22 protein-coding genes are annotated in these 25,311 nt (G+C 70.7%); 15 read left to right on the forward strand and 7 right to left on the reverse strand.

Going from position 1 to position 25,311, the window contains the following annotated elements:
• The first annotated feature begins 96 nt into the window (after nucleotides 1-96).
• Genes ACIA5G_RS10845 through ACIA5G_RS10865 form a run of 5 tightly spaced genes read left to right on the forward strand, consistent with a single transcriptional unit; the run spans nucleotide 97 to nucleotide 6,116 of the window.
• The gene (locus ACIA5G_RS10845; protein WP_395922387.1) at nucleotides 97-1,104 is read left to right on the forward strand and encodes a LacI family DNA-binding transcriptional regulator; all 1,008 of its coding nucleotides are present in this window, start codon (nucleotides 97-99) and stop codon (nucleotides 1,102-1,104) included.
• A gap of 34 nt (nucleotides 1,105-1,138) precedes the next feature.
• Entirely contained in the window at nucleotides 1,139-2,371 is a 1,233-nt protein-coding gene (locus tag ACIA5G_RS10850) for an extracellular solute-binding protein (protein WP_395922388.1), read from the forward strand.
• Nucleotides 2,368-3,306, forward strand: a complete 939-nt coding sequence (locus tag ACIA5G_RS10855; protein WP_395922389.1) for a carbohydrate ABC transporter permease — start codon at nucleotides 2,368-2,370, stop codon at nucleotides 3,304-3,306. The genes ACIA5G_RS10850 and ACIA5G_RS10855 overlap by 4 nt, the downstream gene beginning before the upstream one ends.
• Nucleotides 3,303-4,106: a carbohydrate ABC transporter permease gene (locus ACIA5G_RS10860; RefSeq protein WP_395922390.1), complete on the forward strand. Its 804-nt coding sequence runs from the start codon at nucleotides 3,303-3,305 to the stop codon at nucleotides 4,104-4,106. The genes ACIA5G_RS10855 and ACIA5G_RS10860 overlap by 4 nt, the downstream gene beginning before the upstream one ends.
• 9 nt (nucleotides 4,107-4,115) lie before the next feature.
• The gene (locus ACIA5G_RS10865) at nucleotides 4,116-6,116 is read left to right on the forward strand and encodes a TIM-barrel domain-containing protein (RefSeq protein WP_395922391.1); all 2,001 of its coding nucleotides are present in this window, start codon (nucleotides 4,116-4,118) and stop codon (nucleotides 6,114-6,116) included.
• A gap of 5 nt (nucleotides 6,117-6,121) precedes the next feature.
• Here ACIA5G_RS10865 and ACIA5G_RS10870 read toward each other — a convergent pair whose 3' ends face one another.
• Nucleotides 6,122-7,045: a pentapeptide repeat-containing protein gene (locus ACIA5G_RS10870; protein WP_395922392.1), complete on the reverse strand. Its 924-nt coding sequence runs from the start codon at nucleotides 7,043-7,045 to the stop codon at nucleotides 6,122-6,124.
• Between the two features lie 54 nt (nucleotides 7,046-7,099).
• Between ACIA5G_RS10870 and ACIA5G_RS10875 the strand changes: the two genes are divergently transcribed.
• The gene (locus tag ACIA5G_RS10875; RefSeq protein ID WP_395922393.1) at nucleotides 7,100-7,705 is read left to right on the forward strand and encodes a TetR/AcrR family transcriptional regulator; all 606 of its coding nucleotides are present in this window, start codon (nucleotides 7,100-7,102) and stop codon (nucleotides 7,703-7,705) included.
• A gap of 22 nt (nucleotides 7,706-7,727) precedes the next feature.
• Here ACIA5G_RS10875 and ACIA5G_RS10880 read toward each other — a convergent pair whose 3' ends face one another.
• Entirely contained in the window at nucleotides 7,728-8,285 is a 558-nt protein-coding gene (locus ACIA5G_RS10880) for a YceI family protein (protein WP_395922394.1), read from the reverse strand.
• Between the two features lie 107 nt (nucleotides 8,286-8,392).
• Between ACIA5G_RS10880 and ACIA5G_RS10885 the strand changes: the two genes are divergently transcribed.
• The 5 genes from ACIA5G_RS10885 (at nucleotide 8,393) to ACIA5G_RS10905 (ending at nucleotide 12,418) form a co-directional block, all read left to right on the forward strand.
• Nucleotides 8,393-8,869, forward strand: a complete 477-nt coding sequence (locus ACIA5G_RS10885) for a MarR family winged helix-turn-helix transcriptional regulator (protein WP_395922395.1) — start codon at nucleotides 8,393-8,395, stop codon at nucleotides 8,867-8,869.
• Nucleotides 8,870-8,877: 8 nt separating this feature from the next.
• Nucleotides 8,878-9,861: a glutathione S-transferase family protein gene (locus ACIA5G_RS10890; protein ID WP_395922396.1), complete on the forward strand. Its 984-nt coding sequence runs from the start codon at nucleotides 8,878-8,880 to the stop codon at nucleotides 9,859-9,861.
• 22 nt (nucleotides 9,862-9,883) lie between these two features.
• The gene (locus tag ACIA5G_RS10895; protein ID WP_395922397.1) at nucleotides 9,884-10,666 is read left to right on the forward strand and encodes an SDR family NAD(P)-dependent oxidoreductase; all 783 of its coding nucleotides are present in this window, start codon (nucleotides 9,884-9,886) and stop codon (nucleotides 10,664-10,666) included.
• Nucleotides 10,667-10,865: 199 nt separating this feature from the next.
• The gene (locus tag ACIA5G_RS10900; protein ID WP_395922398.1) at nucleotides 10,866-11,267 is read left to right on the forward strand and encodes a sigma-70 family RNA polymerase sigma factor; all 402 of its coding nucleotides are present in this window, start codon (nucleotides 10,866-10,868) and stop codon (nucleotides 11,265-11,267) included.
• A 20-nt stretch (nucleotides 11,268-11,287) separates the two neighbouring features.
• Nucleotides 11,288-12,418 (forward strand): epoxide hydrolase family protein, encoded by a 1,131-nt coding sequence (locus tag ACIA5G_RS10905; protein WP_395922399.1) that lies wholly within the window; start codon nucleotides 11,288-11,290, stop codon nucleotides 12,416-12,418.
• Here ACIA5G_RS10905 and ACIA5G_RS10910 read toward each other — a convergent pair.
• Together ACIA5G_RS10910 and ACIA5G_RS10915 are read right to left on the reverse strand one after the other, a co-directional pair.
• Nucleotides 12,415-12,909: a TetR family transcriptional regulator C-terminal domain-containing protein gene (locus ACIA5G_RS10910; RefSeq protein ID WP_395923503.1), complete on the reverse strand. Its 495-nt coding sequence runs from the start codon at nucleotides 12,907-12,909 to the stop codon at nucleotides 12,415-12,417. The two genes, ACIA5G_RS10905 and ACIA5G_RS10910, sit on opposite strands and share 4 nt — an antisense overlap.
• Nucleotides 12,851-13,504, reverse strand: a complete 654-nt coding sequence (locus ACIA5G_RS10915; RefSeq protein WP_395922400.1) for a GNAT family N-acetyltransferase — start codon at nucleotides 13,502-13,504, stop codon at nucleotides 12,851-12,853. The genes ACIA5G_RS10910 and ACIA5G_RS10915 overlap by 59 nt, the downstream gene beginning before the upstream one ends.
• Nucleotides 13,505-13,759: 255 nt before the next feature.
• Between ACIA5G_RS10915 and rox the strand changes: the two genes are divergently transcribed.
• From rox to ACIA5G_RS10930, 3 genes are all read left to right on the forward strand, one after another.
• A complete protein-coding gene (gene rox / locus ACIA5G_RS10920; protein WP_395922401.1) occupies nucleotides 13,760-15,187 on the forward strand; it encodes a rifampin monooxygenase in 1,428 nt (475 codons plus the stop codon).
• Nucleotides 15,188-15,217: 30 nt separating this feature from the next.
• Nucleotides 15,218-17,416 carry an RNA polymerase recycling motor ATPase HelR gene (gene helR / locus ACIA5G_RS10925; protein WP_395922402.1) on the forward strand — a complete coding sequence of 733 codons (2,199 nt, stop codon included), beginning with the start codon at nucleotides 15,218-15,220 and terminating at the stop codon, nucleotides 17,414-17,416.
• 72 nt (nucleotides 17,417-17,488) lie between these two features.
• On the forward strand, nucleotides 17,489-18,088 hold the full coding sequence (locus ACIA5G_RS10930; RefSeq protein ID WP_395922403.1) for a hypothetical protein: 600 nt from the start codon (nucleotides 17,489-17,491) through the stop codon (nucleotides 18,086-18,088).
• Between the two features lie 15 nt (nucleotides 18,089-18,103).
• On the opposite strand, the gene ACIA5G_RS10935 is transcribed toward ACIA5G_RS10930, so the two are convergent.
• A complete protein-coding gene (locus ACIA5G_RS10935) occupies nucleotides 18,104-21,700 on the reverse strand; it encodes an NB-ARC domain-containing protein (RefSeq protein ID WP_395922404.1) in 3,597 nt (1,198 codons plus the stop codon).
• A gap of 117 nt (nucleotides 21,701-21,817) precedes the next feature.
• Between ACIA5G_RS10935 and ACIA5G_RS10940 the strand changes: the two genes are divergently transcribed.
• On the forward strand, nucleotides 21,818-23,305 hold the full coding sequence (locus ACIA5G_RS10940; RefSeq protein ID WP_395922405.1) for a TIR domain-containing protein: 1,488 nt from the start codon (nucleotides 21,818-21,820) through the stop codon (nucleotides 23,303-23,305).
• 4 nt (nucleotides 23,306-23,309) lie between these two features.
• Here ACIA5G_RS10940 and ACIA5G_RS10945 read toward each other — a convergent pair whose 3' ends face one another.
• The gene (locus ACIA5G_RS10945; protein ID WP_395922406.1) at nucleotides 23,310-23,537 is read right to left on the reverse strand and encodes a hypothetical protein; all 228 of its coding nucleotides are present in this window, start codon (nucleotides 23,535-23,537) and stop codon (nucleotides 23,310-23,312) included.
• Nucleotides 23,538-23,611: 74 nt separating this feature from the next.
• Entirely contained in the window at nucleotides 23,612-25,303 is a 1,692-nt protein-coding gene (gene groL / locus ACIA5G_RS10950) for a chaperonin GroEL (protein ID WP_395922407.1), read from the reverse strand.
• Nucleotides 25,304-25,311: the final 8 nt, after the last annotated feature.

The following is a 25,311-nucleotide window of genomic DNA, read 5'->3' on the forward strand; positions in this document are numbered from 1 at the left end:
AATAGTGCTTGTGTTTCGGGCGGGTGTCACTTACCTTCTTGCCATCGTCGATGCGCTTCGACGCAGTTCTCCCGCTCCGTCCCCAGGAGGCCGCACGTGGTCACGATCAACGACGTCGCGAGCGCGGCGGGCGTGGCGCCCAGCACGGTGTCGTACGTGATCAGCGGCAAGCGCTCGATCTCGCCGAAGACCCGCCGGCTGGTCGAGGAGAGTATCCGCAAGCTCGGTTACCACCCGCACGCGGGGGCCCGCGCGCTCGCCAGCAGCAAGACCAACGTGCTCGCCCTGGTCGTGCCGCTGCGCACGGACCTCAACGTCGCCGTGGTGATGCAGTTCGTCGCCTCGGCGGTCACCGCGGCCCGCGCGCACGACCACGACCTGCTGCTGCTCACCAAGGACGAAGGCCCCGCCGCGCTGCAGCGGGTGGCGTCGTCGGCGATCGCCGACGCGCTGATGGTGATGGACGTCGAGGCCGCGGACCCGCGGGTGCCGATGCTCATCGCGCTCGACCGGCCGGTGGTGCTCATCGGCGTGCCCGACCACCCGGCCGGGCTGAGCTGCGTCGACCTGGACTTCACCGCCGCCGGCTCGGCGTGCCTCGCGCACCTGGCCGACCTCGGCCACCGCTCGGTCGCGCTGATCGGCCCCTCCCCCGCCGTCTACCGGCGCGGCACCAGTTACGCGACACGGTTCCTGCGTGGTTTCGACGAGGCCGCGCAGGAACGTGACGTGCGGGCGACGAACCGGCCGTGCGCGCACTCCTACGAAGCGGTCAGCGCCTGCCTGGACGAGCTCCTGGACGCCGATCCGGACCTGACCGGCCTGGTCGTGCACAACGAAGCCGTGCTGCCCGGGCTGCTGTCGGACCTGCGCCACCGCGGGCTGCGGGTGCCCGAGGACATCTCCGTCGTCGCGGTCTGCCCGGACAGCATGGCCGCGCAGCACGCGGTTTCGCTGACCACGGTGGCCATCCCGGCCGAGGAGGTCGGGGCCCAGGCCGTCGAGATGACCATGCGCCGGCTCGCCGGCCACACCACCCCCGAGGTCCGGCTGCTCGGGCCCCGCCTCACCCGGCGTGACAGCACCGCCCCGCCGCGCGCCTGACCCGGTTCTGCTCCAGCGTCGAAGGAGGATCACCATGTCCCTACCCCGTCGCGCCCTGATCCTGGCCGCGAGCGCCACCCTGCTGGCCGCCTGCAGCCCCAGCCCGCCCCCGTCGGCCTCCGGCGAGGCCGGCGCCCCGGCCGCCACCTCGATCACCGAGCTCGACTACTACGCCGACGAGCAGGGTTCGGCCGCGTGGCAGAAGATCCTCGACGCGTGCGCCACGCAGACCGGGATCAAGATCGAGCGGCAGAAGGTGCCGACCGCGCAGATGCTGCCGAAGGTCCTGCAGGGCGCGAGCTCGAAGACGTTGCCCGACCTGCTCTTCACCGACAACCCGACACTGCAGCAGGTCGCCGCCACCGGTGCGCTGACCCCGCTGGGCGACTACGGCATCACCACCGACGGTTACTACCCGAGCATCGTCAAGGCCGGGACCTACCGGGACAAGGTGTACGGCGTCGCGCCCGGCGTGAACGGCCTCGCGCTGATCTACAACAAGGATCTGCTCACCGCGGCCGGGGTCGAGCCGCCGAAGACCTGGGACGAGCTGAAGGCCGCCGCGGCGAAGCTCACCAAGGACGGCAAGTACGGCCTGGCCTTCTCCGCGATCCCGTCCGAAGAAGGCACCTGGCAGTTCCTCCCGTTCTTCTGGAGCAACGGCGCCGAACTGTCCCAGCTGGACTCCCCGAAGGCCGTCCAGGCCCTGCAGTACGTCACGGACCTGGTGAACTCCGGTTCGGCGTCGAAGTCCGTGGTGACCTGGAACCAGAACGACGTCGCCGACCAGTTCGTCGGCGGCGGCGCGGCCATGATGATCAACGGGAGCTGGAACCTGGCCCGGCTCGACGAGCAGAAGGCCCTGCACTACGGCGTGGTCCCGGTCCCTGTGCCCCAGGCCGGCGGCAAACCGGTGGTCGCCCTCGGCGGCGAGGTCGGCGCGATCCCGGTCACCGACGGGCCCGCCCAGCAGGCCGCCGGCAAGGTGCTCTCCTGCATCCTCGCCGAGCCGGCCATGCTCGAGTGGAGCAAGGCGCACGCCTACATCCCGTCCAAGACCGCCGCGGCGGCCAAGTTCGGCGCGGAGCAGCCGGCGATGCAGGCGTTCGTCGACGAGGTCGGCACGGCCCGCTCCCGCACCGCCGAGCTCGGCGAGAAGTACCCGAAGGTCTCGCAGGCGCTGGCCGACGCGCTGCAGGCGGCGCTGACCGGGAAGCAGCCGGCCGACCAGGCCCTGAAGGCCGCGCAGCAGGCGAGCGGGTCGTGACGCTGGCCGCGCCGGCCGTCGCGGCACCACCCCGCGCCGGCCGGAAGCCCCGCCGCGAACCCCGGTTCGCGGCGGGGGCGTTCCTGCTGCCGGCGCTGGTCTACGTCGTGGTGTTCTTCGGGTATCCGTTGGCCGCGAACGTGGTGATGAGCACCCAGAACTACACGGTGAAGTCGTTCTACACCGGCGAAGCGCCCTTCGTCGGCCTCGCCAACTACGCGGCGGTACTGGACAACCCGCTGTTCTCGACGGCGGTGCTCAACACGGTGCTGTTCACCGTGGGGTCGCTGGTCTTCCAGTTCGGCATCGGCCTGGCGCTCGCGGTGTTCTTCGACGGCCGGTTCCTCGGCAGCGCGCTGCTGCGGTCGCTGCTCCTGCTGCCGTGGCTGCTGCCCCTGGTGGTCAGCGGCGCGGTCTGGCGGTGGATGTTCGACCAGGACCACGGGGTGCTCAACGCGGGTCTGCGCTTCCTCGGTCTCGACGCGGTGCCGTGGCTGAGCAGCACGAGCTGGGCGCTGCCCGCGGTGATCCTCACCAACATCTGGATCGGCATCCCGTTCAACCTGGTGATCCTGCACGGCGGGCTGCGCGCGATCCCGGCGTCGCTGCACGAAGCCGCGGCGCTCGACGGCGCGAACGCGTGGCAGCGGTTCCGGCACGTCACCTGGCCGCTGCTGCGGCCGGTCACCGGAATCGTGCTCATGCTGGGGCTGGTCTACACGATCAAGGTGTTCGACGTGATCATGGTCGTCACCGGCGGCGGGCCGGCCAACGCGACGCAGACGCTCACGACGTGGTCCTACCGGCTGTCCTTCCAGGACTTCGCGTTCGGGCAGGGCGCCGCGGTCGGCAACGTCCTCATCCTGGTGGCGACGGTCTTCGGGCTGCTGTACCTGCGCTCGGCGAAGGCGACCCTGGCCGAGGCGGCGGCATGAAGGCCCGGACGGTCTTCGGGGTCCTGATCGTGACCGTGCTGCTGTTCCCGCTGTACTGGATGGTCAATGCGTCGCTGCAGCCCAGCGGCGCGCTGCTGCGCCCGGACCCGGCGTTCTTCCCGGTCGACGGAACTTTCGACGGCTATCGGAAGGCCTTCGCGTCGCAAGGCCCGCACCTGGTGTCGAGCGTCGTCGTCGCCCTCGGCACGGTGCTCGTGTCGCTGGTCGTGGCCGCGCCCGCGTCGTACGCGCTCGCCCAGCTCAAGGTCCGCGGCGGCCCGGTACTGGTGTTCGTGCTGCTCATCGTGCAGATGATCCCGGGCATCGTGATGGCCAACGCGCTCTACACCGTGTTCAGCAACCTGGGCCTGATCGACGACTACCTCGGGCTGGTGCTCGCGGACTCCACGGCGACCATCCCGTTCGCCATCCTCCTGCTGCGGGCCTTCATGATCTCCGTGCCGAGAGAGCTCACCGAGGCGTCCCGGGTGGACGGTGCCGGGTACTGGCGGACGTTCCTGCTGATCATCCTGCCGATCAGCCGCAACGCGCTGGTCACCGCCGGGCTGTTCGCGTTCCTGTTCGCCTGGGCGGACTTCCTCTTCGCCGTCACGCTCACCACCGGCCGGTCGTTCGAACCGATCACGGTCGGGATCTACCGGTTCGTCGGCAACCAGTCCGCCGACTGGAACGGGATCATGGCCACCGCCGTCCTCGCCGCGATCCCCGCGGCCGTCCTGCTCGTCGTCGCCCAGCGGTACGTCGTCGCCGGGCTGACCAGCGGCGCCGTCAAAGACTAAGGAGACCGCGTGATCACTTCCGAAGACGGCCGCTCGCTCGAAGTCACCGTGCGGCACGAGGTGCTGCGGATCGAGCCGTGGGGCGCCGACAGCCTGCGGGTGCGCGCCGGGCGGCACCGGATCCTCGACGACGTCCCGGGCGCGCTCGTGCCGGCCAAGCCGTCCGCCGCCACCGCCTCGGTGGACGGACGCAGCGGGCGGGTGGTGAACGGCGCGCTCACGGCGATCGTCGAGATCGCCGACACCGACACCGGCGTCGACGCGCAGCTGCGGTTCGTCCGGACGGACACCGGCGAGGAGCTGCTGTCCGAGCAGCGTGCGCACTTCTGGTGGCCCGGGGCGCGGCTGTTCATGCCGTCGCGCAACGGCTACGGCCGCCTCGAACAGCGGTTCACCGCCTACGACGACGAGCGGATCTTCGGCCTCGGCCAGCACACGCACGGCCGGCTCGACCAGAAGGGCCTCGTGCTCGACCTGGTGCAGCGCAACGCCGAGGTGTCGGTGCCGTTCCTGCTGTCGAGCCGCGGGTACGGGTTCCTCTGGAACAGCCCTGCCGTCGGCCGGGTCGAGCTGGCCGCGAACGGCACCCGCTGGGTCGCCGACGACGCGCGTCAGCTCGACTACTGGGTGACCACCGGTGACGGCCCGCGGCAGATCCTCGGCCACTACGCCGACGCGACCGGGTACGCGCCGATGCTGCCGGAGTGGGCGGCGGGCTTCTGGCAGTCCAAGCTGCGCTACCGGACGCAGGACGAGCTGCTGGCCGTCGCGCGTGAGTACCACTCGCGGGGGTTGCCGCTGTCGGTGATCGTGGCGGACTTCTTCCACTGGACGCACCTCGGCGACTGGAAGTTCGACCCCGTCGAGTGGCCCGACCCGGCGGCCATGGTGCGGGAGCTCGACGAGCTGGGTGTCAAGCTGATGGTGTCGGTGTGGCCGTCGATCAGCCCGCTGTCGGAGCACTACCGGGAGCTGCACGAGCAGGGGCTGCTGGTGGCCGCCGAGAACGGCGTGCCGGCGCACGCGCCGTGGAAGGACAAGGGTTTCGACGTCGAGATGCCGGTGGCGTTCTACGACGCGACGAACCCGGCGGCGCGGCGGTTCCTGTGGGCGAAGGTCAAGGAGAACTACTACGACCTGGGCGTGCGCGCCTGGTGGCTGGACGGCGACGAGCCGGAGATCCAGCCCGGGCACCCGCACAACCTCGGCTTCCACGCCGGCCCCGGCGCGGAGGTCTTCAACCTCTACCCGCAGGTGCACGCGCAGGCGTTCCACGACGGCATCCGCGGTGAAGGTGACGACGAGGTGGTGCTGCTCAGCCGGTCGGCGTGGGCGGGCAGCCAGCGGTTCGGAGCGGCACTGTGGTCGGGCGACGTCCCGGCGACCTGGGCGTCGCTGCGGGCGCAGGTGCGGGCGGGGCTGAACGTCGCGGTCGCCGGGATCCCGTGGTGGACCACGGACATCGGTGGTTTCCACGGCGGTGACCCCGCGTCGCCCGAGTACCGCGAGCTGATGGTTCGCTGGTTCTCCTACGGCGTGTGCTGCCCGCTGTTCCGGCTGCACGGCTTCCGCGACCCGCGGCCGCCGTTCGGGCCGGAGATGACCGGCGGGCCCAACGAAGTCTGGTCCTACGGCGATCCTGCGTACGCCGCGATTTCCGAGTCGCTGCGGCTGCGGGAGCGGCTGCGGCCGTACCTGATGGCCCAGATGCGGGTGGCGCACGAGCAGGGTGTGCCGCCGATGCGGCCGCTGTTCGTCGACTTCCCCGGCGACCCGGCCGCGTGGGACGTGGACGACGAGTTCCTGCTCGGCCCGGACCTGCTGGTGGCACCGGTGCTCTCGCCCGGGGTCACCTCCCGGCAGGTGTACCTGCCCGCCGGTCCGGTGTGGACGGACGCGGTGACCGGGGACCGGCACGAAGGCGGGACGACGGTGGTCGCCGACGCGCCGGCCGAGCGGATCCCGCTCTTCCTGCGGGACGGGGCGGAGCTGCCCATCCGGCCGCGGTAGGCGACCTACCGCAGCTCGGCCCACCTGCCCGGTCGCCGCGGCGCCGGCTCGCCGGCCGTCACGCCGTCCGGCCAGGTGTGCACGACGTGGACGTCCGTCCGGACGCGCGCACCGGCGAATTCGAACGCCGCGGCCACCGCTCCGGTGAAGTCCGCGTGGCCGCCGAAGCGCGCCTGGCCGAACAGGGCGACAGCGGCGAACCGGGCGTCGCGGAACGTCGTGGGACCGCTGAAACCCACTCCCCCGAACGAGACGCCGTCGCCGAAGCCTGCGGCCGCGAAGTCCGTGCGGGCCGAGAACCGGGCGGCGTCGAACCACGCCCGGCCGTGGGTGGTGATCCCGGGGAAGGCCGCCGTGGCGGTGAACGTGGTGTGCTCGAAGTTCGCCCCCGCCTCGAACCGGGCACGGTCGAAGAAGGCGTGGCGGGCGAAGCACGACTCCTCGAAGTTCACCTTGCCGGTGAAGACCGTGTCTTCGAAGTGCGCGTCGCCGGCGAAGCCCACGCTGGGGAACACCCCGTCGCGCACCTCGCACCCGCGCAGGTCCACGTCGGCGAGCAGCCCGAACACGACGTGCAGGTCCATGCCGGGCCAGAACCGGGGGCTGTCGCGCCGCAGGTGCTCCCGTAGCAGCTCCCACAACGGCGCGTGCGGGTCGGTGCGGAACTGCGCGAGGACCTCGTCGACGCAGTCCTGGCGCAGCCCGGGGTCCTCGTCCGCCTCCTCGGAGAGGCTCCGGAGCGCGTCGAGACGTGCTTCGCGCTCATCGGCCAGCAGCCGAGCGGTGACGCCGTCGGGCATCGGCTCCGGCGGTGCGGACGGGGTCAGCACCTCGGCCGGCCGGTCGCGGCGGAGGAGCACCCACGCCGTGACCGCGCCGGAGACCGCGCCGATGAGCGCGAGCAGCGGGAACGGCGTGAGCGTGGACATGCCGGGATTGTCCCGTCCCACCCCGGGTGCGCAACACTGGTTTAAAGTGGACCTGTGAGTCCAAAGCTGACCTCGAAAGGCGCCGCGACGCGGCAGCGGATCATCGAAGGCGCCGCGGCGGAGATCCGCGAGCGCGGGGTCGCCGTCACGACCCTCGACGACGTCCGGGCGCGGACGGGCACGAGCAAGAGCCAGCTCTTCCACTACTTCCCGGAGGGCAAGGAAGAGCTCCTGCTGGCGGTGGCGGAGTACGAAGCCGCTCAGGTCCTGGAAGTCCAGCAGCCGCAGCTGGGCCGGCTGACGTCGTGGGCGGCGTGGCAGCGCTGGCGCGACACGGTCGTCTCGCACTACGAAGGCCGCGGGCAGCACTGCCCGCTCAACGTGCTGATCTCCCAGCTCGGCCGCGCGACACCGGGGGCGCAAGCCGTGGTGACCGAAATGCTGCGGAGCTGGCAGGACGAGCTCGAGGTGGGGATCCGCCACCTGCGGGACCACGGCGAGGTGGACCCGGACCTGGACGTCGAACGCACGGCGGCCGCCCTGCTGGCGGGCCTGCAGGGCGGCGTGGTGGTGATGCTGTCGACCGGCCGCATCGACCACCTCGAAGCGGCGCTCGACGTCGGGATCGAAAACCTGCGGGCGAGCGGGAACCGGCGCTGAGGCCGGTTCCCGCTCGGCGAAGTCAGGCGTTCTTGATCGCGGAGATCTCGAACTCGAGGGTGACCTTGTCGCTCACCAGGACGCCGCCGGTCTCCAGCGCCGCGTTCCAGGTGATGCCGTAGTCCTTGCGGCTGATCGTGGTCGAGCCCTCGAAGCCGATCCGGTCGTTGCCGAACGGGTCCTTGGCGGAGCCCTCGAACTCGAACGGGATGGTCACCGAACGGGTGACGTCCTTGATCGTCAGGTCACCGGTCACCTCGAAGGAGGTCTCGCCGGCCTGCTTGATCTCGGTGGTGGTGAAGGTGATCGTGGGGTACTCGTCCATCGACAGGAAGTCGTTGCTCTTCAGGTGCCCGTCGCGGTCCGCGTTGCGGGTGTCGATGCTGTGCGCCTGGATGGTCACCTGCGCGGACGACTTCTCCGGGGCGTCACCGTCGATCGTCGCGGTGCCGGTGAAGTCGTTGAAGCTGCCGCGCACCTTGGTCACCATGGCGTGCCGGGCGACGAACCCGATCCGCGAGTGGGCGGCGTCCAGGGTGTACTCGCCGGTCAGCTGGGGGTACGTGGTGGCGGTGGTCATCGCTGGTCTTCTCTCCTCGTGGTGTGTTCCCCCGGTTGATTGAGGGCTCAACAACACTGTACTCAGTTTGACTGGTTGCGCAAGCAAGCTTTCGATAGACTGCCGGTATGGGTGAACTGGCGCCGCTGGACGAGGAGGAAGCCGCCTTCTGGCGGTCGCTGATCCGCATCACGACGGTACTGCCGCGGGCACTCGACGACCAGTTCCTCCCGGAGACCGGACTCACGATCACCGACTACGGAGTGCTCGTCGCGCTGTCCGAGGCGCCGGACCACCTGCTCCGCATCTCGGCCCTGGCGGCGGCGACCGGGTTGTCGCTCAGCCGGATCAGCCGGGTGGTCGACGACCTCACGCGCCGCGGGCTCGTCGAGAAGCGCCGGTGCGCCGAGGACGGCCGCGCGTCCAACGCCGTGCTGACCGCGGCGGGACTGGCCAAACTGGAGGCGGCCTTCCCGGGCCACCTCGCCCGCGTGCGGGCTTCGGTGTTCACCCACCTGAGCGCCGAGGACATCCGCACCGCCGGGCCGGTGCTGGCCCGGCTGGCCGTGGCCATGGAGGCCACTCCCCCGACCGACGACTGCTGAGGACGCCGATGAGTGACAAGGGCGAGTACAAGCGCGACCTGAACTACATCCCGGACCGCATCACCGCCGACGGCCGCGACGGCTGGCCGGTCGAACCCGGCCGCTACCGGCTGGTCGTCGCCCGCGCGTGCCCGTGGGCCAACCGCGCGGTGATCGTCCGGCGGCTGCTCGGCCTCGAGCCGGTGCTGTCGATGGGCATCGCCGGGCCGGTGCACGACGAGCGGAGCTGGAGCTTCGACCTCGACCCCGGCGGCCGGGATCCGGTGCTGGGCATCGAGCGGCTGCAGGAGGCGTTCTTCAAGCGCGACCCGGAGTACCCGCGCGGCATCACGGTGCCGGCGTTCGTCGACGTCCCGACCGGCCAGGTCGTCACCAACGACTTCGCGCAGATGACGCTCGACATGTCCACCGAGTGGACCGCGTACCACCGCGACGGCGCGCCTGAGCTGTACCCGGACAAGCTGCGCGACGAGATCGACGACGTGGCGCAGAAGGTCTTCACCGACGTCAACAACGCGGTGTACCAGTGCGGGTTCGCTCGTTCCCAGGAGGCGTACGACCACTCGTACACGAAGCTGTTCTCACGGCTGGACTGGCTGTCCGAGCGGCTCGCGGACCAGCGCTACCTGGTCGGCGACACGATCACCGAGGCCGACGTCCGGCTGTTCACCACGCTCGTCCGGTTCGACGCGGTCTACCACGGGCACTTCAAGTGCAACCGGCAGAAGCTGACCGAACTGCCGGTCCTGTGGGCCTACACCCGCGACCTGTTCCAGACGCCCGGCTTCGGCGACACGATCGACTTCCCGCAGATCAAGGAGCACTACTACGTGGTGCACAAGAACGTGAACCCGAGCGGGATCGTGCCGCTGGGACCGGACGTGTCCGGCTGGCTGACGCCGCACGACCGCGAGCAGCTGGGCGGCCGCCCGTTCGGCGACGGCACCCCGCCGGGCCCGCCGCTCGCCGACGAGCAGGTGCCCGCGCTCTGACTTCTTGGTTACGGTGATCGCCATGGAACGCCTGCGCGATCGCCGAGTCCTCGTCACCGGTGCCGGCTCCGGCATCGGCCGCGCCACCACCTTCCGCCTGATGGAGGAGGGGGCGCAGGTGATCGGCACCGACGTCTCCGAAGAGGGGCTGATCGAAACCCAGAAGGCGGCCCCCACGGGTGGCCTGACGACGTACGTCATGGACGTCGCCGACGAAGAATCGGTGGCCTTCGGGGTGACTTCGGCGGTCAACGTGCTGGGCGGGCTCGACGTGGTGGTCAACGCGGCGGGCATCCTGCTGGCGTCGCACACGCACGAGACGTCGCTGGAGCTGTGGAACCGGGTGCTGGCGGTCAACCTGACCGGCACGTTCCTGGTGACGCGGGCAGCCCTGCCGGCCCTGCTCGAATCCGAGCACGGCGTGGTGGTCAACTTCAGCTCGACGTCGGCCTCGTTCGCCCACCCGTACATGGCGGCGTACTGCGCGAGCAAGGGCGGCATCCAGGCGTTCACCCACTCGCTGGCGCTGGAGTACAGCAAGCAGGGCCTGCGCGCGGTCAGCATCGCGCCGGGCAGCGTGAAGAGCGGCATCACGGACTCGGCGGCGAGCTGGCTGCCCCAGGACGTCGACTTTTCGCTGTTCGGCCGGCTGCTGCCGATCCTCCCGACGGACCACACGACGGAGGTCGGCAACCCGGTGGCGGGCCCGGAGACGGTGGCGGGCGTGGTGGCGATGCTGGCGTCAGACGACGGCAAGTTCATCACGGGGACGGAAATCCGCATCGACGGCGGCACGCACACGTAGTCGGCCAGGTGCTTCTCGTAGCACCAGGACTAAACCGGCGGCGCCCGTCGCGCGTGGCGGCCGGCTGACGCAGCTGGCCCGCCTGCTCGGCGCCGCCGACGCGGACGACATCGCGCACGAGGCGTTCCTCCGGCTCCACCGGTCCCGAGATCCCCTGCGCGATCACGTCCGCGCGGCCGGCCGGCTTCGCGCGACCGTGGTGCGCCTGGCCCGGAAGCAGCGGGCCCTCGGGACGGGCGCCGAGCTCGACGCACTCCCCCGGCGCCAGCGCGAAGTCCTCGTGCTGCGGTACGGCCTGGACCTCGGCACGACCGACATCGCGGAGACCCTGGGCCGCTCACCGGACACGGTCGAGGCGGTGCTCCGGCGCGGGCTGGCGAAGCTGCACCGGGAAACCCGGGCTCGACCGCCGGTCCGGCGGCCTTCGACACGCGTCCTGCTGGTGGCCGCGCCCCTCGTGACGGCACTGGTGGTGTCGACGAGCGTGTTCGCCATGACTCAGCTGACGACGCCGGGCCCGCAGCTCGCCGAGCCGTACCCCACGGACAGCACCCTGAGCCGTCCGGCCACTGCCGGACGTCCAGGACCGAACCTGTCCTAGACGCGCGGGAGGGTGAGCCCATGGACCCCTTCCGCATCAACGTCCCGCAGGCCGACCTCGACGAGCTGCACCACCGGCTCGCCCGCACCCGCTGGCCGGGCGAGCTGCCCGGCGCCGGCTGGGACTACGGCGTCAGTGAGCCCTACCTGGCCGAGCTCGTCGATTACTGGCAGACGAGCTACGACTGGCGCGCCCAGGAGGCCCGGCTCAACGCGGTCCCGCAGTTCACCACCACCATCGACGGCCAGCGCGTGCACTTCCTGCACGTCCGCTCCCCCGAACCGGACGCGACGCCGCTCATCCTGACCCACGGCTGGCCGAGCACGGTCGCGGACTTCCTCGGCGTCCTCGGCCCGCTCACCGACCCGCGCGCCCACGGTGGCGATCCCGCGGACGCCTTCCACGTCGTCGCGCCGTCGGTGCCCGGCTTCGCCTTCTCCGGACCGACGACCGACCGCGGCTGGAACACCCGCCGGACGGCCCGGGCGTGGGCCGAGCTGATGCGGCGGCTGGGCTACGAGCGCTACGGCGCCCAGGGCGGTGACTTCGGCAGCATCGTCTCCCCCGAACTGGGGCGGACCGCCCCGGAGGCGGTGCTCGGCGTGCACGTCAACGCCGTCGCCAACGCCGGTGTCCCGACCGCGCCCGGCGACCTCGAGCGACTGTCCGAAGAGGACCGCAAGCAGGCGCGGGAGAACGAAGCCTGGTGGTACAGCCATTCCGGTTACGCCACGCAGATGGCCACGCGGCCGCAGACGCTCGCCTACGCGCTCAACGACTCCCCCGCCGGCCAGCTCGCGTGGAACCTGGAGTGGTTCGTGGACTGGGATCCCACCGCGACGAACCAGGCCACAGTGGACCGCGACGCGATCCTGACGAACGTGACCATCTTCTGGCTCACCGGCACCGCCGGCTCGGCCGCACGCCTCTACCTGGAGGCAGGCCAGGACGGCTGGGGCGAGCGGCCGGAACCGTCCGGCGTGCCGACGGCGGTGGCGAACTTCCGCGGCGACCACGCGATCCGCGGCCTCGCGGCACTGTCCAACACGATCACGCGCTGGACGGAGTACAACACCGGCGGGCACTTCGCGTCCCTGCAGGCGCCCGAAGTCCTGGTCGACGACATCCGCGAGTTCTTCCGCGGCCTCTAGGCTTTCACGGCGCCGTCGAGCAGGGGACGCAGCTCCGCGACCACTGTGTCCAGCGGCGCGACGTCCTGGTGCGCCCGCGCCAGGACGATCGCGCCCTCCAGCGCGCTGAGCATCAGCACCGCCAGCGACTCGCTGCGGGCCGCGGGCACGCCCAGCTCCGCCAGGGTCGCCGCGACCGGGCGCTGCCAGCCGTCGAACGCCTTGCCGACCGCCTGCCGCAGGTCTTCGCTGGTGGCCGCCGCGTCGGCGACCGTCGCGACCAGCGGGCAGCCCGCGTCGTAGCCCTGTGCCGTGAACTCGTCGCGCCACTGCGCGGCCATGGCCTCGAAGAGCTTGCCGGGTGTCGGGTCCTCGATCTTGGCCGCGACCCGCGCGACGCGCCGGGCGGCGTACCCGCCGGCCCACGCGACCGCTTCGGCGATCAGCTGGTCCTTACCGCCCGGGAAGTAGTGCTGCAGGGACCCCCGCGGCGCTTCGGCGTGCGCGACCACGTCCCGCATGCCGGTCGCCCCGACACCGTGGATCCGCACCAGCTGCGCGGCGCTGAGCACCATCCGCTCGCGCGGTGTCCTCGTCATCGGCTGCCTCCTTCATGACGTCTGTCATGGTAGCCCAGTCCGGCACGACCAGGGCGAAGTCACGTTCGCCGCGTTCGTAGCCGGGCACCGGCCGGAAACCCTGGCGCAGCAACAGCGCTTCGGCCCCCTTGTTGCCCGCCCACACGGTGCCGCGCACCGTCCACCCCGGGAACCTTCCCGAAGCCCAGAGCCACCGGGCCAGCGCGCTCCCGATCCCCTGCCGCTGCCACGGATCGGCGACGAGGATCCCGAGCTCGGCCTCGCCCGGGGTCACCGCGACGAAGTTGAGCAGCCCCACCGGAACGCCGCCGCGGGTGGCCAGCAGGGCGGGTGAGCCGGCGAGCAGGAACCGGCCGTAGCGCCGGAAGACCTCGGCCGGTTCGGCCGGGCCGCCCATCATGAAGCGCCGCCGGAGGCTGTCCGGCGAGCAGGCCGCGACCAGCGCGGCCACGCACTCCCGGTCCGCCGGGCGGTCGCCCAGCTCCCGGACTTCTATGACAGCTGTCATGACCTCATGAGAGCACACTGCGACGCGAACCACACTATGACAGCCGTCATAGATCGACGACGGCGCGCAAGTCTGCCACCATGCGGATGAGCTGGAGCTGGGAAGACGTCCCGGAACCGGCGGGAGGAATGACCACTCCCCTCCGTAATTAATGTATAGCGCACCCCTGGGCTTGCGGCAAGACCCCCGTAGTGCCGCACAATTCTCGGCCGTAGCCACAACCTGCGGAAACGTGGGGATTTTCAAGGGGGTCTCTTGACTGACGTGATCATCGCCGGCGGCGGGCCGACCGGCGTGATGCTGGCGGCCGAACTCCGGCTGCACGGCGTCGACGTGCTGGTGCTGGAACGGGACGCGGAGCCGACGAAGGTCGTCCGCTCGCTCGGCCTGCACGCGCGCAGCATCGAAGTGATGGACCAGCGGGGGCTGCTGGAGCGGTTCCTGGAACTGGGCACGAAGTACCCGGTCGGGGGTTTCTTCGCGGGAATTCCGAAGCCGTCGCCGGAGCGGCTGGACACCGCGCACGGGTACACGCTCGGCATCCACCAGCCCGTCATCGACCGGCTGCTGACCGAGCACGCGCTCGAAGCCGGCGCCGAGATCCGGCGCGGCTGCGAAGTGACCGGGCTCGAGCAGGACGACGAGGGTGTCGCGGTCGAGCTGGCCGGCGGCGAACGGTTGCGGGCGCGCTTCCTGGTCGGCTGCGACGGCGGCCGCAGCACCGTGCGCAAGCTGCTCGGTGTCGGCTTCCCCGGCGAGCCCAGCCGGATCGAGACGCTGCTGGCCGAGGTGGAGGTAACGGTGTCGCGGGAGGAGATCGACACCGCGAACATCGAGGTCCGCAAGACCCAGAAGCGGTTCGGCTTCATGCCGGTGGAAGGCGGCACCTACCGCGTCGGCGTTCCCGCCGAAGGCGTCGCCGAGGACCGCCGGACCCCGCCGACGCTGGACGAGCTCAAGGAACAGCTGCGGAAGACCGCCGGGACCGACTACGGCGTGCACTCGCCGCGGTGGCTCTCCCGGTTCGGGGACGCCACCCGGCAGGCCGAGCACTACCGGGTGGACCGGGTGCTGCTGGCCGGCGACGCGGCCCACATCCACCCGCCCGTCGGCGGACAGGGGCTCAACCTCGGTGTCCAGGACGCGTTCAACCTGGGCTGGAAGCTCGCGGCCGAGGTCAACGGCTGGGCGCCGGACGGACTGCTCGACAGCTACGAGGCCGAGCGGCACCCGGTGGCCGAGGAGGTGCTGAACAACACCCGCGCGCAGATGGAGCTGATGCTGCTCGAGCCGGGCCCGCAGGCGGCCCGCCGGCTGCTCGCGGACCTGATGGACTTCGACGAGGTGAACCGGTACCTCACGGAGAAGATCATCGCGATCGGCATCCGTTACGACTTCGGCGAGGGACACGCCCTGCTGGGCCGGCGGCTGCGGGACGTCGAGCTCAAGCAGGGGCACCTCTACGGGCTGCTGCACGCGGGCCGCGGCCTGCTGCTCGACCAGACCGGCTCGCTTTCGGCGGCGGGCTGGGAAGACCGGGTCGACCACGTCGTCGACGTCAGCGAAGAGCTGGACGTGCCCGCGGTGCTGCTGCGCCCGGACGGGCACGTCGTCTGGGCCGGGGAAGACGGCGCGGACCTGTCCGGTGCGCTGCGGAAGTGGTTCGGCGCGCCCACCGCCTGAAACGCTGTCGTCCGAGAACGAAGAGGGAAATTGTCTCAGGGGTACGAAGAAGAACTGCGGTCCGAACGCGACTACGTCGACGGGCTGTACACGCGGCTCGACGCCGAGCGCGCGCGGGTGAAGGGCGAGTACGAGGCGGCGTTGCGCGGTGACGGGGCCGGCGCCATGGAGCGCGACGTCGGCGTGCGTGCGCTCGGCCGCGAAACGAAGCGGCTGGAAGTGGTGGACAACGGGCTGTGCTTCGGCCGGCTGGACACCGTGGCGGGCGAGCGGTCCTACATCGGGCGGATCGGCCTGTTCGACGAGGAGCACGACTACCGGCCGGTGCTGCTCGACTGGCGGGCGCCGGCCGCGCGCCCGTTCTACACCGCCACCGGCGCGAACCCGGAGGACATGAGCCGGCGGCGCCAGTTCCGCACGCGCGGGCGCCGGGTGCTGGGGTTCACCGACGAGGTCCTCGGCCGCCCGGACGCCGGCGAGCGGGGTGACGCCGACGCCGCCCTGCTCGCGGCCGTCAACGCGCCGCGCGGGGAGGGGATGCGCGACATCGTCGCGACGATCCAGGCCGAGCAGGACGAGATCATCCGGCTCGACCACCCGGGTGTGCTGGTGATCGAGGGCGGCCCGGGCACCGGGAAGACGGTCGTGGCGCTGCACCGCGTCGCGTACCTGCTCTACACCCAGCGGGAGCGGATGGAACGCCACGGCGCGCTGGTGGTCGGGCCGAACCCGGCGTTCCTGCACCACATCGGGCGCGTCCTGCCGTCGCTGGGCGAGACCGACGTCGTGTTCACCACGACCGGCGGCCTGGTGCCCGGCCTGAGCGTCACCGCCGAGGACGCCCCCGAAGCCGCACGGCTCAAGGGGTCCCTGAAGATCCTCGACGTGCTCAAGGCGGCGGTCGCCGACCGGCAGCGGTTGCCGGAGGAGCCGCTGCCGATCCAGCTCAAGGACGTCACGGTGCGGATCGACGCCGAGACCGCCGAGTGGGCCCGGCAGGAGGCGCGTGACAGCGGGCTGGCCCACAACGAAGCCCGCGCGGTGTTCCGGGAGATCGTCACCTACGTGCTCACCGAGCGCGCGATCGGCCGGATCGGCCGCGGCTGGCTGAGCCGGGACGACCGGGAGGAGTGGGAGCAGTTCCGGGCGGGCCTGCTCGACGAGCTCGCCGCCGACGAGAAGTTCACCGCGGCGCTCGACGAGCTGTGGCCGATCCTGACCCCGCAGGACCTGCTGGCGTCGCTCTACTCGTCGCCCGCGCGGTTGCGGGCGGCCGGCGCGAACGAAGCGCTGTTCCGGGCGGACGGCGCGGCCTGGACGGTGTCGGACGTGCCGCTGCTCGACGAGCTGGTCGACCTGCTGGGCCACGACAAGACGGCCGAGAAGGCGGCAGAGAAAGCAGCTGAGCGGGCGAAGAAGGCCGAGGCCGAGTACGCCGAAGGTGTCTTCCAGACGATGAAGCTCGACCGTGAGGAGATGGACGAGGACGTCCTGCTGTCCGCCGAAAACCTGCTCTACGCCGAGGACCTGGCCGACCGCTTCGTCGAGCACGACACGCGGACGCTCGTCGAGCGGGCTTCCGCGGACCGCGACTGGACCTACCGGCACGTCGTCGTCGACGAGGCCCAGGAACTGTCCGAAATGGACTGGCGGGTGCTGATGCGCCGCTGCCCGGGCCGGTCGTTCACGGTGGTCGGCGACCTCGCGCAGCGGCGGTCGGAGGCCGGGGCACGGTCGTGGGACACGATGCTGGCGCCGTACGTGCCCGGGCGCTGGGTCTACCGGTCGCTGACGGTGAACTACCGCACGCCGGCGGAGATCATGGCGATCGCGGCGGCGCTGCTCGCCGAGTTCGCCCCCGACGTGAAGGCCCCGGAGTCGGTCCGCGCGTGCGGCGTGCAGCCGTGGTCCCGTCAGGTCACCGACGACGAAGTGGCCGGGGCGATCGAGGAGTTCGTCCGGGACGAAGCCGGCCGTGAAGGCACCAGCATCGTGATCGGGCCGCCCGGCGTGCCCGGCACGGTGCCGGCGGCGGAGACGAAGGGCCTGGAATTCGACGCGGTCCTGGTGGTGGAACCGGCCCGGATCCTCGCCGACGGCCCACGCGGCGCGGCCGAGCTCTACGTGGCCCTCACCCGGGCCACGCAGCGGCTCGGCGTGCTGCACCGGGACCCGCTGCCGGCGGCGCTGAGCGGGCTCGAAGAAACCGGGGTGCCCGCCCGGCGGTAGGCCACGATTCGGCGGGGCGGAGCGCGGGTACGTTGCCGTGGCCGCGCTCCCCCCACCGCGAAAGGCGCCCCGATGCAGCTCTACGCCGAACGGCCGATCCGCCGCACCGTCCAGCTCGTCAGCGATCTGCTCGCGCTGCTGCTCGTCGTGGTCGCGGTGTGGCTGGGCACCACGGTGTACGACGAGGTCATGAAGCTGCGCGCACCCGGCGACGGGCTCGTCGGCGCCGGCACCGGGCTGACCGGGACGTTCGACTCCGCCGCGAACTCCGCCGACGGGATCCCGCTCATCGGGGACGCGCTGGCCAAGGCCCTGCACGGCGGGTCCGGCGTCGGCACCCAGCTCGCCGACGCCGGCCGCTGGCAGATCGACGCCGTGGAAAGCCTGGCGTGGTGGATGGCGGCGATCATCATCGCACTGCCGTTGCTGGCGCTGGTGGTGACGTGGCTGCCGCTACGCTGGAACTTCACCCGCCGCGCCTCGGCGGCCGCCCGCTTGCGGGACCTGGGCGACGAGGGTCTCGACATACTGGCGCTGCGAGCGCTGGCCACCCAACCGTTGCGTCGGCTGGCTTCGGTCGGTGAGGTCGCGACCGGCTGGCGGGCCCGCGACAAGGACGTCATCAAGAAGCTCGCGGGCCACGAACTGGCCCGGCACGGCCTCGTGACCTGAGCGGGCCCCAAGCCGTCAAGGCGTGAACCGAGTCAGCGTGTGCATCGACTCGATCAGGCTCCTGGCCGCCATCGCCCAAGTCCGCTTCACCGACATCTCGTCCCGAAGCGCTCTGGCCGTCGCGAACGCGGGTTTCGGATTGTTCAGGACTGCGGCGAGTGCGTCCCCCCACCGCAGGGCATCCACGCGTTCGTCGTCGATCACGGGGAGCACCCGGGTCGTCAGCTCCACCGAGAGATCCCCACGCTCTTCTTCGAGCAGCGCCCCGAGACCGCTGCGTTTGCTCACGATGGTCGGGACTCCGGCCGTGATCGCCTCGAGCCCGACCAGTCCGAAGCCTTCGGTACGGGACGGCATCACCACGACGCTCGCCTGGTGAAGATCTTGAGCCAGCGTCGACGCCACCGGCGAATACGGACGAGGGACGACGCGCAAGGACGGCGATTCGGCCCAGGCTCGGACCGCGTCCGCCAGCGGCTTGCCTTCCTTGGCTTCCACCCCGCGCAAGACCAGTTCGACCTCCGGGTCGTGCGCACCCCGCTGCCGGCAGGCGTGCCCCAGTGCCCGGGCGAGCAGGTCCACTCCCTTCAGCTTCGCTTCGCGCCTGGTGAGCCTGCCCACCAGGAGCACCCGGACGGTGTCGCTCGGGGGCGGCCGCTCCACAAGCCGCTCCGAGACGTCGAAACCCGGGTCCAGCCGCAGCGACGTCGTGTTCACGGAGCCGTGCAAACGATCACGCAGGTAGTGGTGGAGGACCGGACCGACACCGACTGCCAGATCGGCCTTGCTCGCCAGCTTGAACTCGGCCAGGAACCGCTTTTCGGCTTCAGCGGTGGGGTCTTCGTCGGGCTCGTATTCTTTCTCGAACTCGACACGGTCGGAGATCACGTGGAAGAAGTGCAACAGCTTCGCGTCGCGAAAATGGTCCTCCACCAGCCACGAGGCCGGTTCGCCGGTCTTACGTCCATGACCGATCACGACGTCCGGCACAACGCCGTCCAGGCCCAGCGGCGGCCTGGACAAGGCGGTCTCGGCGCGGTCGAGCGCGGCCGGTGGGTGGACCAGGGTCACGCCCGTCGCCGCGGCATCCCGGCGCTCCTCCGCGGAAGCGAAGGGTATCGAGCAGTACACCTCGACATCCTCGGCGGCCAGGGCCCGGCAAAGCTGGCGGTTGAACGTACTCAAGCCACCGTTACGCGACTCCCATTCGGTGTTCACGGCGAGCACCCGCAGCCGACGACGTAAGGAGATCCTGACGGGTTCGCGCCCGGTGCCGGACAGCACCGCCGGCTGATCGGGAGGAGCCTGCACGGGACCTTCCGCCCGCAGCCGTTCCACGTCCGTGTTCGCCCCGACCTCCTCGTAGAGCGCGATGGCCGCAGCGCGATGGGCCGCCGCGTCCACCAAGTCACCGATCGCGGTGGCGACCCTGCTCAGGCCTTCGAATGCCACCGCCTCTTCTCTGGTGGCCCCGCCGTAACGGGCCCGCTCCACGGCCTTGCGGTAGCGATCGCCCGAGGTCGACACCTTGCCGAGCTTCAACTCCGTCTCGCCGAGGTAAGACAGCAGCTGGGCAACGTCACCGTCACGGAACTCGAGTTCGACGAACTCGTCGAAAGCATCCCGGAAATGCTGCTCCGCTTCCTCCAGCAACCCCAACCGCAGCTGGCACCGAGCGATCAGATCCAGCGCGATCGCGGCGTTGAACCGCTGCCCTTCGTCGCGGTAGAACTGCCAGGCCGTATCGGCCAGTTCGACGGCGACTTGGCAGTCTCCGCTTTCGAAGGCGAGCCACGCGTGGTTGGCCACGACGTTCATCTCACCGTGCTGGTCTTCGGCGGCGACGAACTCGGCTCGTGCCTGCTCGTAGAGGTCCATCGCCTCGTCCCGCTCACCAAGCTGCCCACGCGCCAGCCCGAGCCCGTTCAGCGTCACCCCCATCGCCTTGTGGTCGTCCGTGCGGACCGCCGACTCGTGCGCCCGCACGAAGCAAACGATCATCTGTTCCCACTGCTTCGTGGCGTAGAAGTACTCGCGAAGGTTGTAGGCGAACTTCCAGCACTCGGTGTCGTGGCCGTGGTCGGCCATTTCCTGCAGCAGCGGCAGGAAGTTGTCGGCTTCCAGGTCCATCCACACCTTCCCGGCCTCGGAATCAGGAAAGACCGGGCTGGTGACCGGTGTCGACGGCGGGTCCAGCGGGATCCGGTAGCGATGCTCGTTCGTCCGCCTGTTGGCCGCGGCCGCGGTGTGCAGGAAATACTCGAACAACCGGCGGCGGCCTGCGATGGCCTCCCCCTCGGACAGGATCCCGGTCTCCGGGCGACGCAGGTGATCCCGCAGCATGTCGTGCAATCGATAGGCGTTGTGAGAATGCCATTCGAGCATTCCGGACCGGATCAGCCCGTCGAGCAGCTCTTCGGCGGCGGATGGGGTGATTCCGGCCAGTGCCCCGGCCGCGTAGACGTCGATCCGCGGCCCGGGGTGCAAGGCCGTCATCGCGAGCATGGCCTGCTGGGCATCGGACAACGTCGCGCAGGAAGCCGCGAACACGGCTGCGATGCTGCGCACCCCGTCGTCGAATTCACGGGGGCGGGCCGCCTCGTCGGCCAGCCGCGCTGCCACGTCTTCGAGCCGCCGCGCGGGGTTGTCGCGAAACCGTGACGCGACGATGCAGAGCGCGAGTGGCAGCTGGTAACACATCCGGGTGATCTCGGTGATGACCGCGCGGTCACCCCGCTCGTCCGAATCCTGGCGCAGCTGCGCCACCGAGCGGAAGAGCTCGGCGGCGTGGCCGGGAGCCAATGTCCGGACCTGGTGGTGGAACGAAGTGCCGAGGGCGGTCAACGGCTGTCTGCTGGTCACGATGACCGCCGAGCGGCCGCTCGGCGGCAGCAGGCGCGCGAGTTCCTGTTCGCTCTTGACGCTGTCGAGGATCAACAGGACCCGCCGGTTCACCAGCTTCTGACGCAGGAGCGCGGCGCGGTCATCGGTGTTCCTCGGTACGAGCTCGCCGGGCACACCCAGGCGGCGGAGGATGCGGTCGAGCGCCTCGTCTTCCGCGATGGGCTTGCTGTCCGGTTTATATCCCTGCATGTCGAGATAGAGCCGACCGTCGGGGTAGTCGTCGCGGAGAACGTCCGCGACCCACAGGGCGATCGCCGTCTTGCCGACCCCGGGCAGCCCGTGCAGCACGCAAACCTGGGCCGCCTGCCGCCCTCCCACCTCCTTGAGGTGTTTCGTGAGCGCCTCGACCTCGGCATCACGCCCGATCAGCCGGCTCGGACCGGCGGGCAGATCGAACTTCGGCTCGGCCGACATCCGCCGGTCGCCGACGGCCCGCCTGGCCGCCACGCGGGCCAGTTCGTCCCCGGTTGCGAAGACGCGGTCGCAAGCGGCCGCGAAGGTCGTCGTCGGCGGCGACTGACCCTGCTCGACTCTGCTGACCTGCGCTTTGCTGTAGTGGATGAGGTCGCCGAGGGCCTTCGTGGACAGCCCGGCCCGCAACCGGAGCTCCCGGACCCTCCCGCCGAAAGACTCCCAGTCTTCGCCCACTTCGCCTCCTCCGGCCGCCGGGCCCTGCACCACGCAGCTCCCATCATCGGCCATGGCCATTGAGCCAAGGATCGCGGCTGCGGCCCATCGGCGTTACAAACTGCGAAGGGAACGATGTAACGCCGCAACACAGGGTGATCGCTGGTACAAATGGGCGAAGCCTGAGGACCAACGCCCATGACGACGAGTGAGCAAGTCGTCAGCCCGAGAGGACCGAACGACTTGCCTGAACCCAGATACGATGTCTTCTTGTCCTTCGCCGGCACGGACCGGTCGATCGGCCGGCGGCTCGCGGACAATCTCAGCACTTCAGGTGTGCGCGTTTTCTTCGACGAGAAGATCGAATTGTTCTCAGGTATCACGGAGAGTATCCGAGAGGCGTTGAGCGAGTCGAAGACGCTGCTCGCCTACTACTCGACGGACTACTCCGAGCGCGCCGCGTGCCAGCACGAGCTCATGCTCGCCATCCTCGCCGGCGAGCAAGAGGGTGACCCCTGTGGGCGGATCATGGTGCTCAACCCGGAACCGGACACCGATCACCTCCGTCCGGTCCAGCTGGCCGACGCCAAGTTCGCGATCGCGGACGACGACGAACTCGTGCGCGCGATCGCCAAGCGAGCCGCGGCGGTCGGCACCCCGATCGGCTCCGCCCTGCCGGATTCGCCCCCGTCGTGGCACGCGCAGCGAGTGGGGCCCGTCCGCCGGTTCCTCGGGCGCTACCGGGAGCTTTGGGACTTGCACACGGCACTGCACGTGGCGGAGTTCCCGTTGATCGACGAGACCGCCTGCGGTGCCTTCGCCGCGGTGTCCGGCCTGCCGGGCGCAGGTAAGACGGCCTTGGTGACGACCTATGCGTGGCGATTCGCGGCGGCATACCCGGGCGGCGTGCGGTGGTTGAGCCTCAAGGGCGCCACCGCGGAACCCGGCGAACTGCGGCGACGGCTCGAGACCGCGCTGATCGACCTCGATCCGCCCCGGCCGCGGCTGCTCGGGCGAACGGGCGTCGTGCGGACTCGCCGGTCCGCTCGTGCGTCGCCGCGCTGCCTGTGGGTGGTGGACGACATCCCGGCCGGCGTCGGTCCCGAGTTGCTCGAGGCCCTCCCGCTGCCCGAATTCGGCCGCACCCGGGTCATCCTGATCAGCGAAGACGACGAATTCCGCGACGATCTCCCGGTGGTGCGGGTCGGCCCGCTCCCCCCGGGCGACGCGGCCGCGCTGCTGGACGCCTATCGGGTACCGGACGACGACGAGGACAGCAACGCGCGCGACGAGCTCGCGGCCCACCTGGGCCATCACGCCGCTTCGCTGGTTACCGTCGGCAAGCACCTCTGTGATCGGCACGGTCTCGCGTCCTACCGCACGTTCGCGGACGACCTGGCGATCACCGGATCGGTCGCCGGGGCGATCCTGGCGCCGGCGAGAGGCGTGCTCGACCGGATGACACCGGACGAGCGGCTCATCGTCCTGCTCGCCGACCGGCTGAGCACGACGACCTTCTCGGCCGCGAGCGTGACCGGCTTGAACGACCTCGCACCGTTCGACGTGGGCGCGACCCTCAAGCTGCTGCGTGACCGGTCGGCCGCCGTCCGGGTCGGCACCGACTGGCACCTCGACCCGAACGTCGTGCGCGCCGCGCGCAAAGCGCCCCCGCTCGGAGCGAACTGACGCCTCAGCGCGGGCCTTGACGCCGGCCCACCGAGCGGCCGATGAAGAACCCCAGCAGCAACCCCACCACCAAGCCGATAGCGATGAAGAAGATCACCGTCGCCGCGGCGATCTTGCCGACCGTGCCGAGGAAGCCCTTCGCCTCGAACTCGGTCACCGTCGCCAGCGTCTGGGCCATCACGTAGTGCGTCATGATCACCAGCGTGGCATCGACGGCGGCCCGGCGCAGCACGGGAAGGTCCCTTCACCGGCGCTCAGGACGCCGGCGAAGGGACCTCCGATCTCCGTGGGCTGGCGGACGAAAGCTCAGCCGACGGAGGGGCCCATCCCGAGGGACTGCGGTGTGCTGGCGTCGGGCGACGGCTGGTGCAAGCCTTCGTCCAGCGGGCCGAACTCGGTCATCAGCGCCGCGCTGCCGCCCCACGGGGTCTGCTCCTCGGCGATCAGCGAGTTCGTCGTCAGCAGCAGACCCGCCACCGAAGCGCCGTTCTGGATGGCCGACCGGCACACCCGAAGCGGGTCGACGACCCCGAGCGCGATCATGTCGCCGAATTCGTCGTGCAGGGCGTCGAAGCCCTCGTCGTCGCCCAGTTCGCGGGTGCGCGCGACGATCTCGTGCGCCGGGTGGCCCGCGTTGTGCGCGATGAGGAACGCCGGTTCGGCCAGCGCACGCCGGACGATCTCGACGCCGATCGCCTGGTCGCCTTCCAGCCCCAGGCCTTCGAGGGCCTTCTCGGCGTGCAGCAACGCCGCTCCCCCGCCCGCCACGATGCCTTCCGCCATCGCCGCCCGGGTCGCCGACAGGGCGTCCTCGACCCGGTGCTGCAGCTCCTTCAGTTCGGCCGGGGTGGCCGCGCCGACACGCACGACCGCGACCTTGCCGGTCAGGGCGCCGATCCGTTCGGTCAGCACGTCCTCGTCGACGCCGAACTGCGCGCGCTCCAGCTCCGCCCGCAGCTGCCCGACCCGGAACTCGACCGCCTCGGACGTGCCGGCGCCGCCGACGATGGTCGTGTTGTTCTCGGTGACCCGGACCTGCTTGGCCCGGCCGAGGTGCTCCAGGGTCATCGTCTCCATGCTGAACCCGGACGTCTTCGACAGCACCGCGCCGCCGACGATCGCGGCGAGGTCCTCCAGCTTGTGCAGCCGCCGGTCGCCGAAGCCGGGCGCGCGGACGGCCACCGACTGGAACGTGCCGTTGACGTGGTTGTGCACCAGCATCGACAGCGCCGTGCCCTCGATCGACTCCGCGATCACCACCAGCGGCCGCGGGGCCCGCATCACCTTGTCCAGCAACGGCATCAGCTGCTGCACCTTGGTGATCTTCTCCGCCGACATCAGGATGTACGGGTCGTCGAGCACCGCCTCCAGCCGGCCCGGGTCGGTGACCAGGTACGGCGAGAGGTAGCCGTTGTCGAACTCGAAGCCCTCGACGAAGTCGACGCTCATGCCGATCGCCGGGGACTCCTCGATCGTCACCACACCGCCGTCGCCAACGGTGTGCAGGGCCTTCGCGATCACCGCGCCGACCGTGTCGTCGTCGTTGGCGGAGATCGCCGCGACCCGCGCGTAGTCCTGTTCGGACACCACCGGGTGCGCCTGTTTCTCCAGGTGCGCCACCAGCAGCCCGACGGCGTGGTCGATGCCGCGCTTGACGAGCACCGGGTTGCCACCGCCCGAGATGGCCCGCATGCCTTCGTGGACGATCGCCTGAGCGAGCACGGTGGCCGTGGTGGTGCCGTCGCCGACCACGTCGTTGGTCTTGATCGCCGCTTCCTTGACCAGCTGCGCACCCATGTTCTCGAACTGGTTCTTCAGGTGGATCTCGCGGGCGATGGTGACGCCGTCGTTGGTGACCACCGGCGAACCGGTGATCTTCTCGATGATCACGTTGCGGCCCTTGGGGCCGAGGGTGGACTTGACCGCTTCGGCCAGCTTGTCGACGCCCGCCAGCAGCAGGTCGCGGGCGTCCGAGCCGAACCGCAGTTCCTTCGCCATGTTTCCTG

Source organism: Amycolatopsis sp. NPDC051758, assembly GCF_044453095.1.
GTDB lineage: Bacteria > Actinomycetota > Actinomycetes > Mycobacteriales > Pseudonocardiaceae > Amycolatopsis.

What these genes read in the sequence shown, in the direction of transcription:
- ACIA5G_RS10850 (WP_395922388.1), top strand. Translation starts at nt 1,139, where the DNA reads ATGTCCCTACCCCGTCGCGCCCTGATCCTGGCCGCGAGCGCCACCCTG.
- ACIA5G_RS10860 (WP_395922390.1), top strand. Translation starts at nt 3,303, where the DNA reads ATGAAGGCCCGGACGGTCTTCGGGGTCCTGATCGTGACCGTGCTGCTG.
- ACIA5G_RS10870 (WP_395922392.1), bottom strand. Translation starts at nt 7,045, where the DNA reads ATGTCCACGCTCACGCCGTTCCCGCTGCTCGCGCTCATCGGCGCGGTC.
- ACIA5G_RS10880 (WP_395922394.1), bottom strand. Translation starts at nt 8,285, where the DNA reads ATGACCACCGCCACCACGTACCCCCAGCTGACCGGCGAGTACACCCTG.
- ACIA5G_RS10885 (WP_395922395.1), top strand. Translation starts at nt 8,393, where the DNA reads ATGGGTGAACTGGCGCCGCTGGACGAGGAGGAAGCCGCCTTCTGGCGG.
- ACIA5G_RS10890 (WP_395922396.1), top strand. Translation starts at nt 8,878, where the DNA reads ATGAGTGACAAGGGCGAGTACAAGCGCGACCTGAACTACATCCCGGAC.
- ACIA5G_RS10895 (WP_395922397.1), top strand. Translation starts at nt 9,884, where the DNA reads ATGGAACGCCTGCGCGATCGCCGAGTCCTCGTCACCGGTGCCGGCTCC.
- ACIA5G_RS10905 (WP_395922399.1), top strand. Translation starts at nt 11,288, where the DNA reads ATGGACCCCTTCCGCATCAACGTCCCGCAGGCCGACCTCGACGAGCTG.
- ACIA5G_RS10915 (WP_395922400.1), bottom strand. Translation starts at nt 13,504, where the DNA reads ATGACAGCTGTCATAGAAGTCCGGGAGCTGGGCGACCGCCCGGCGGAC.
- ACIA5G_RS10930 (WP_395922403.1), top strand. Translation starts at nt 17,489, where the DNA reads ATGCAGCTCTACGCCGAACGGCCGATCCGCCGCACCGTCCAGCTCGTC.
- ACIA5G_RS10935 (WP_395922404.1), bottom strand. Translation starts at nt 21,700, where the DNA reads ATGGCCATGGCCGATGATGGGAGCTGCGTGGTGCAGGGCCCGGCGGCC.
- ACIA5G_RS10940 (WP_395922405.1), top strand. Translation starts at nt 21,818, where the DNA reads ATGACGACGAGTGAGCAAGTCGTCAGCCCGAGAGGACCGAACGACTTG.
- groL (WP_395922407.1), bottom strand. Translation starts at nt 25,303, where the DNA reads ATGGCGAAGGAACTGCGGTTCGGCTCGGACGCCCGCGACCTGCTGCTG.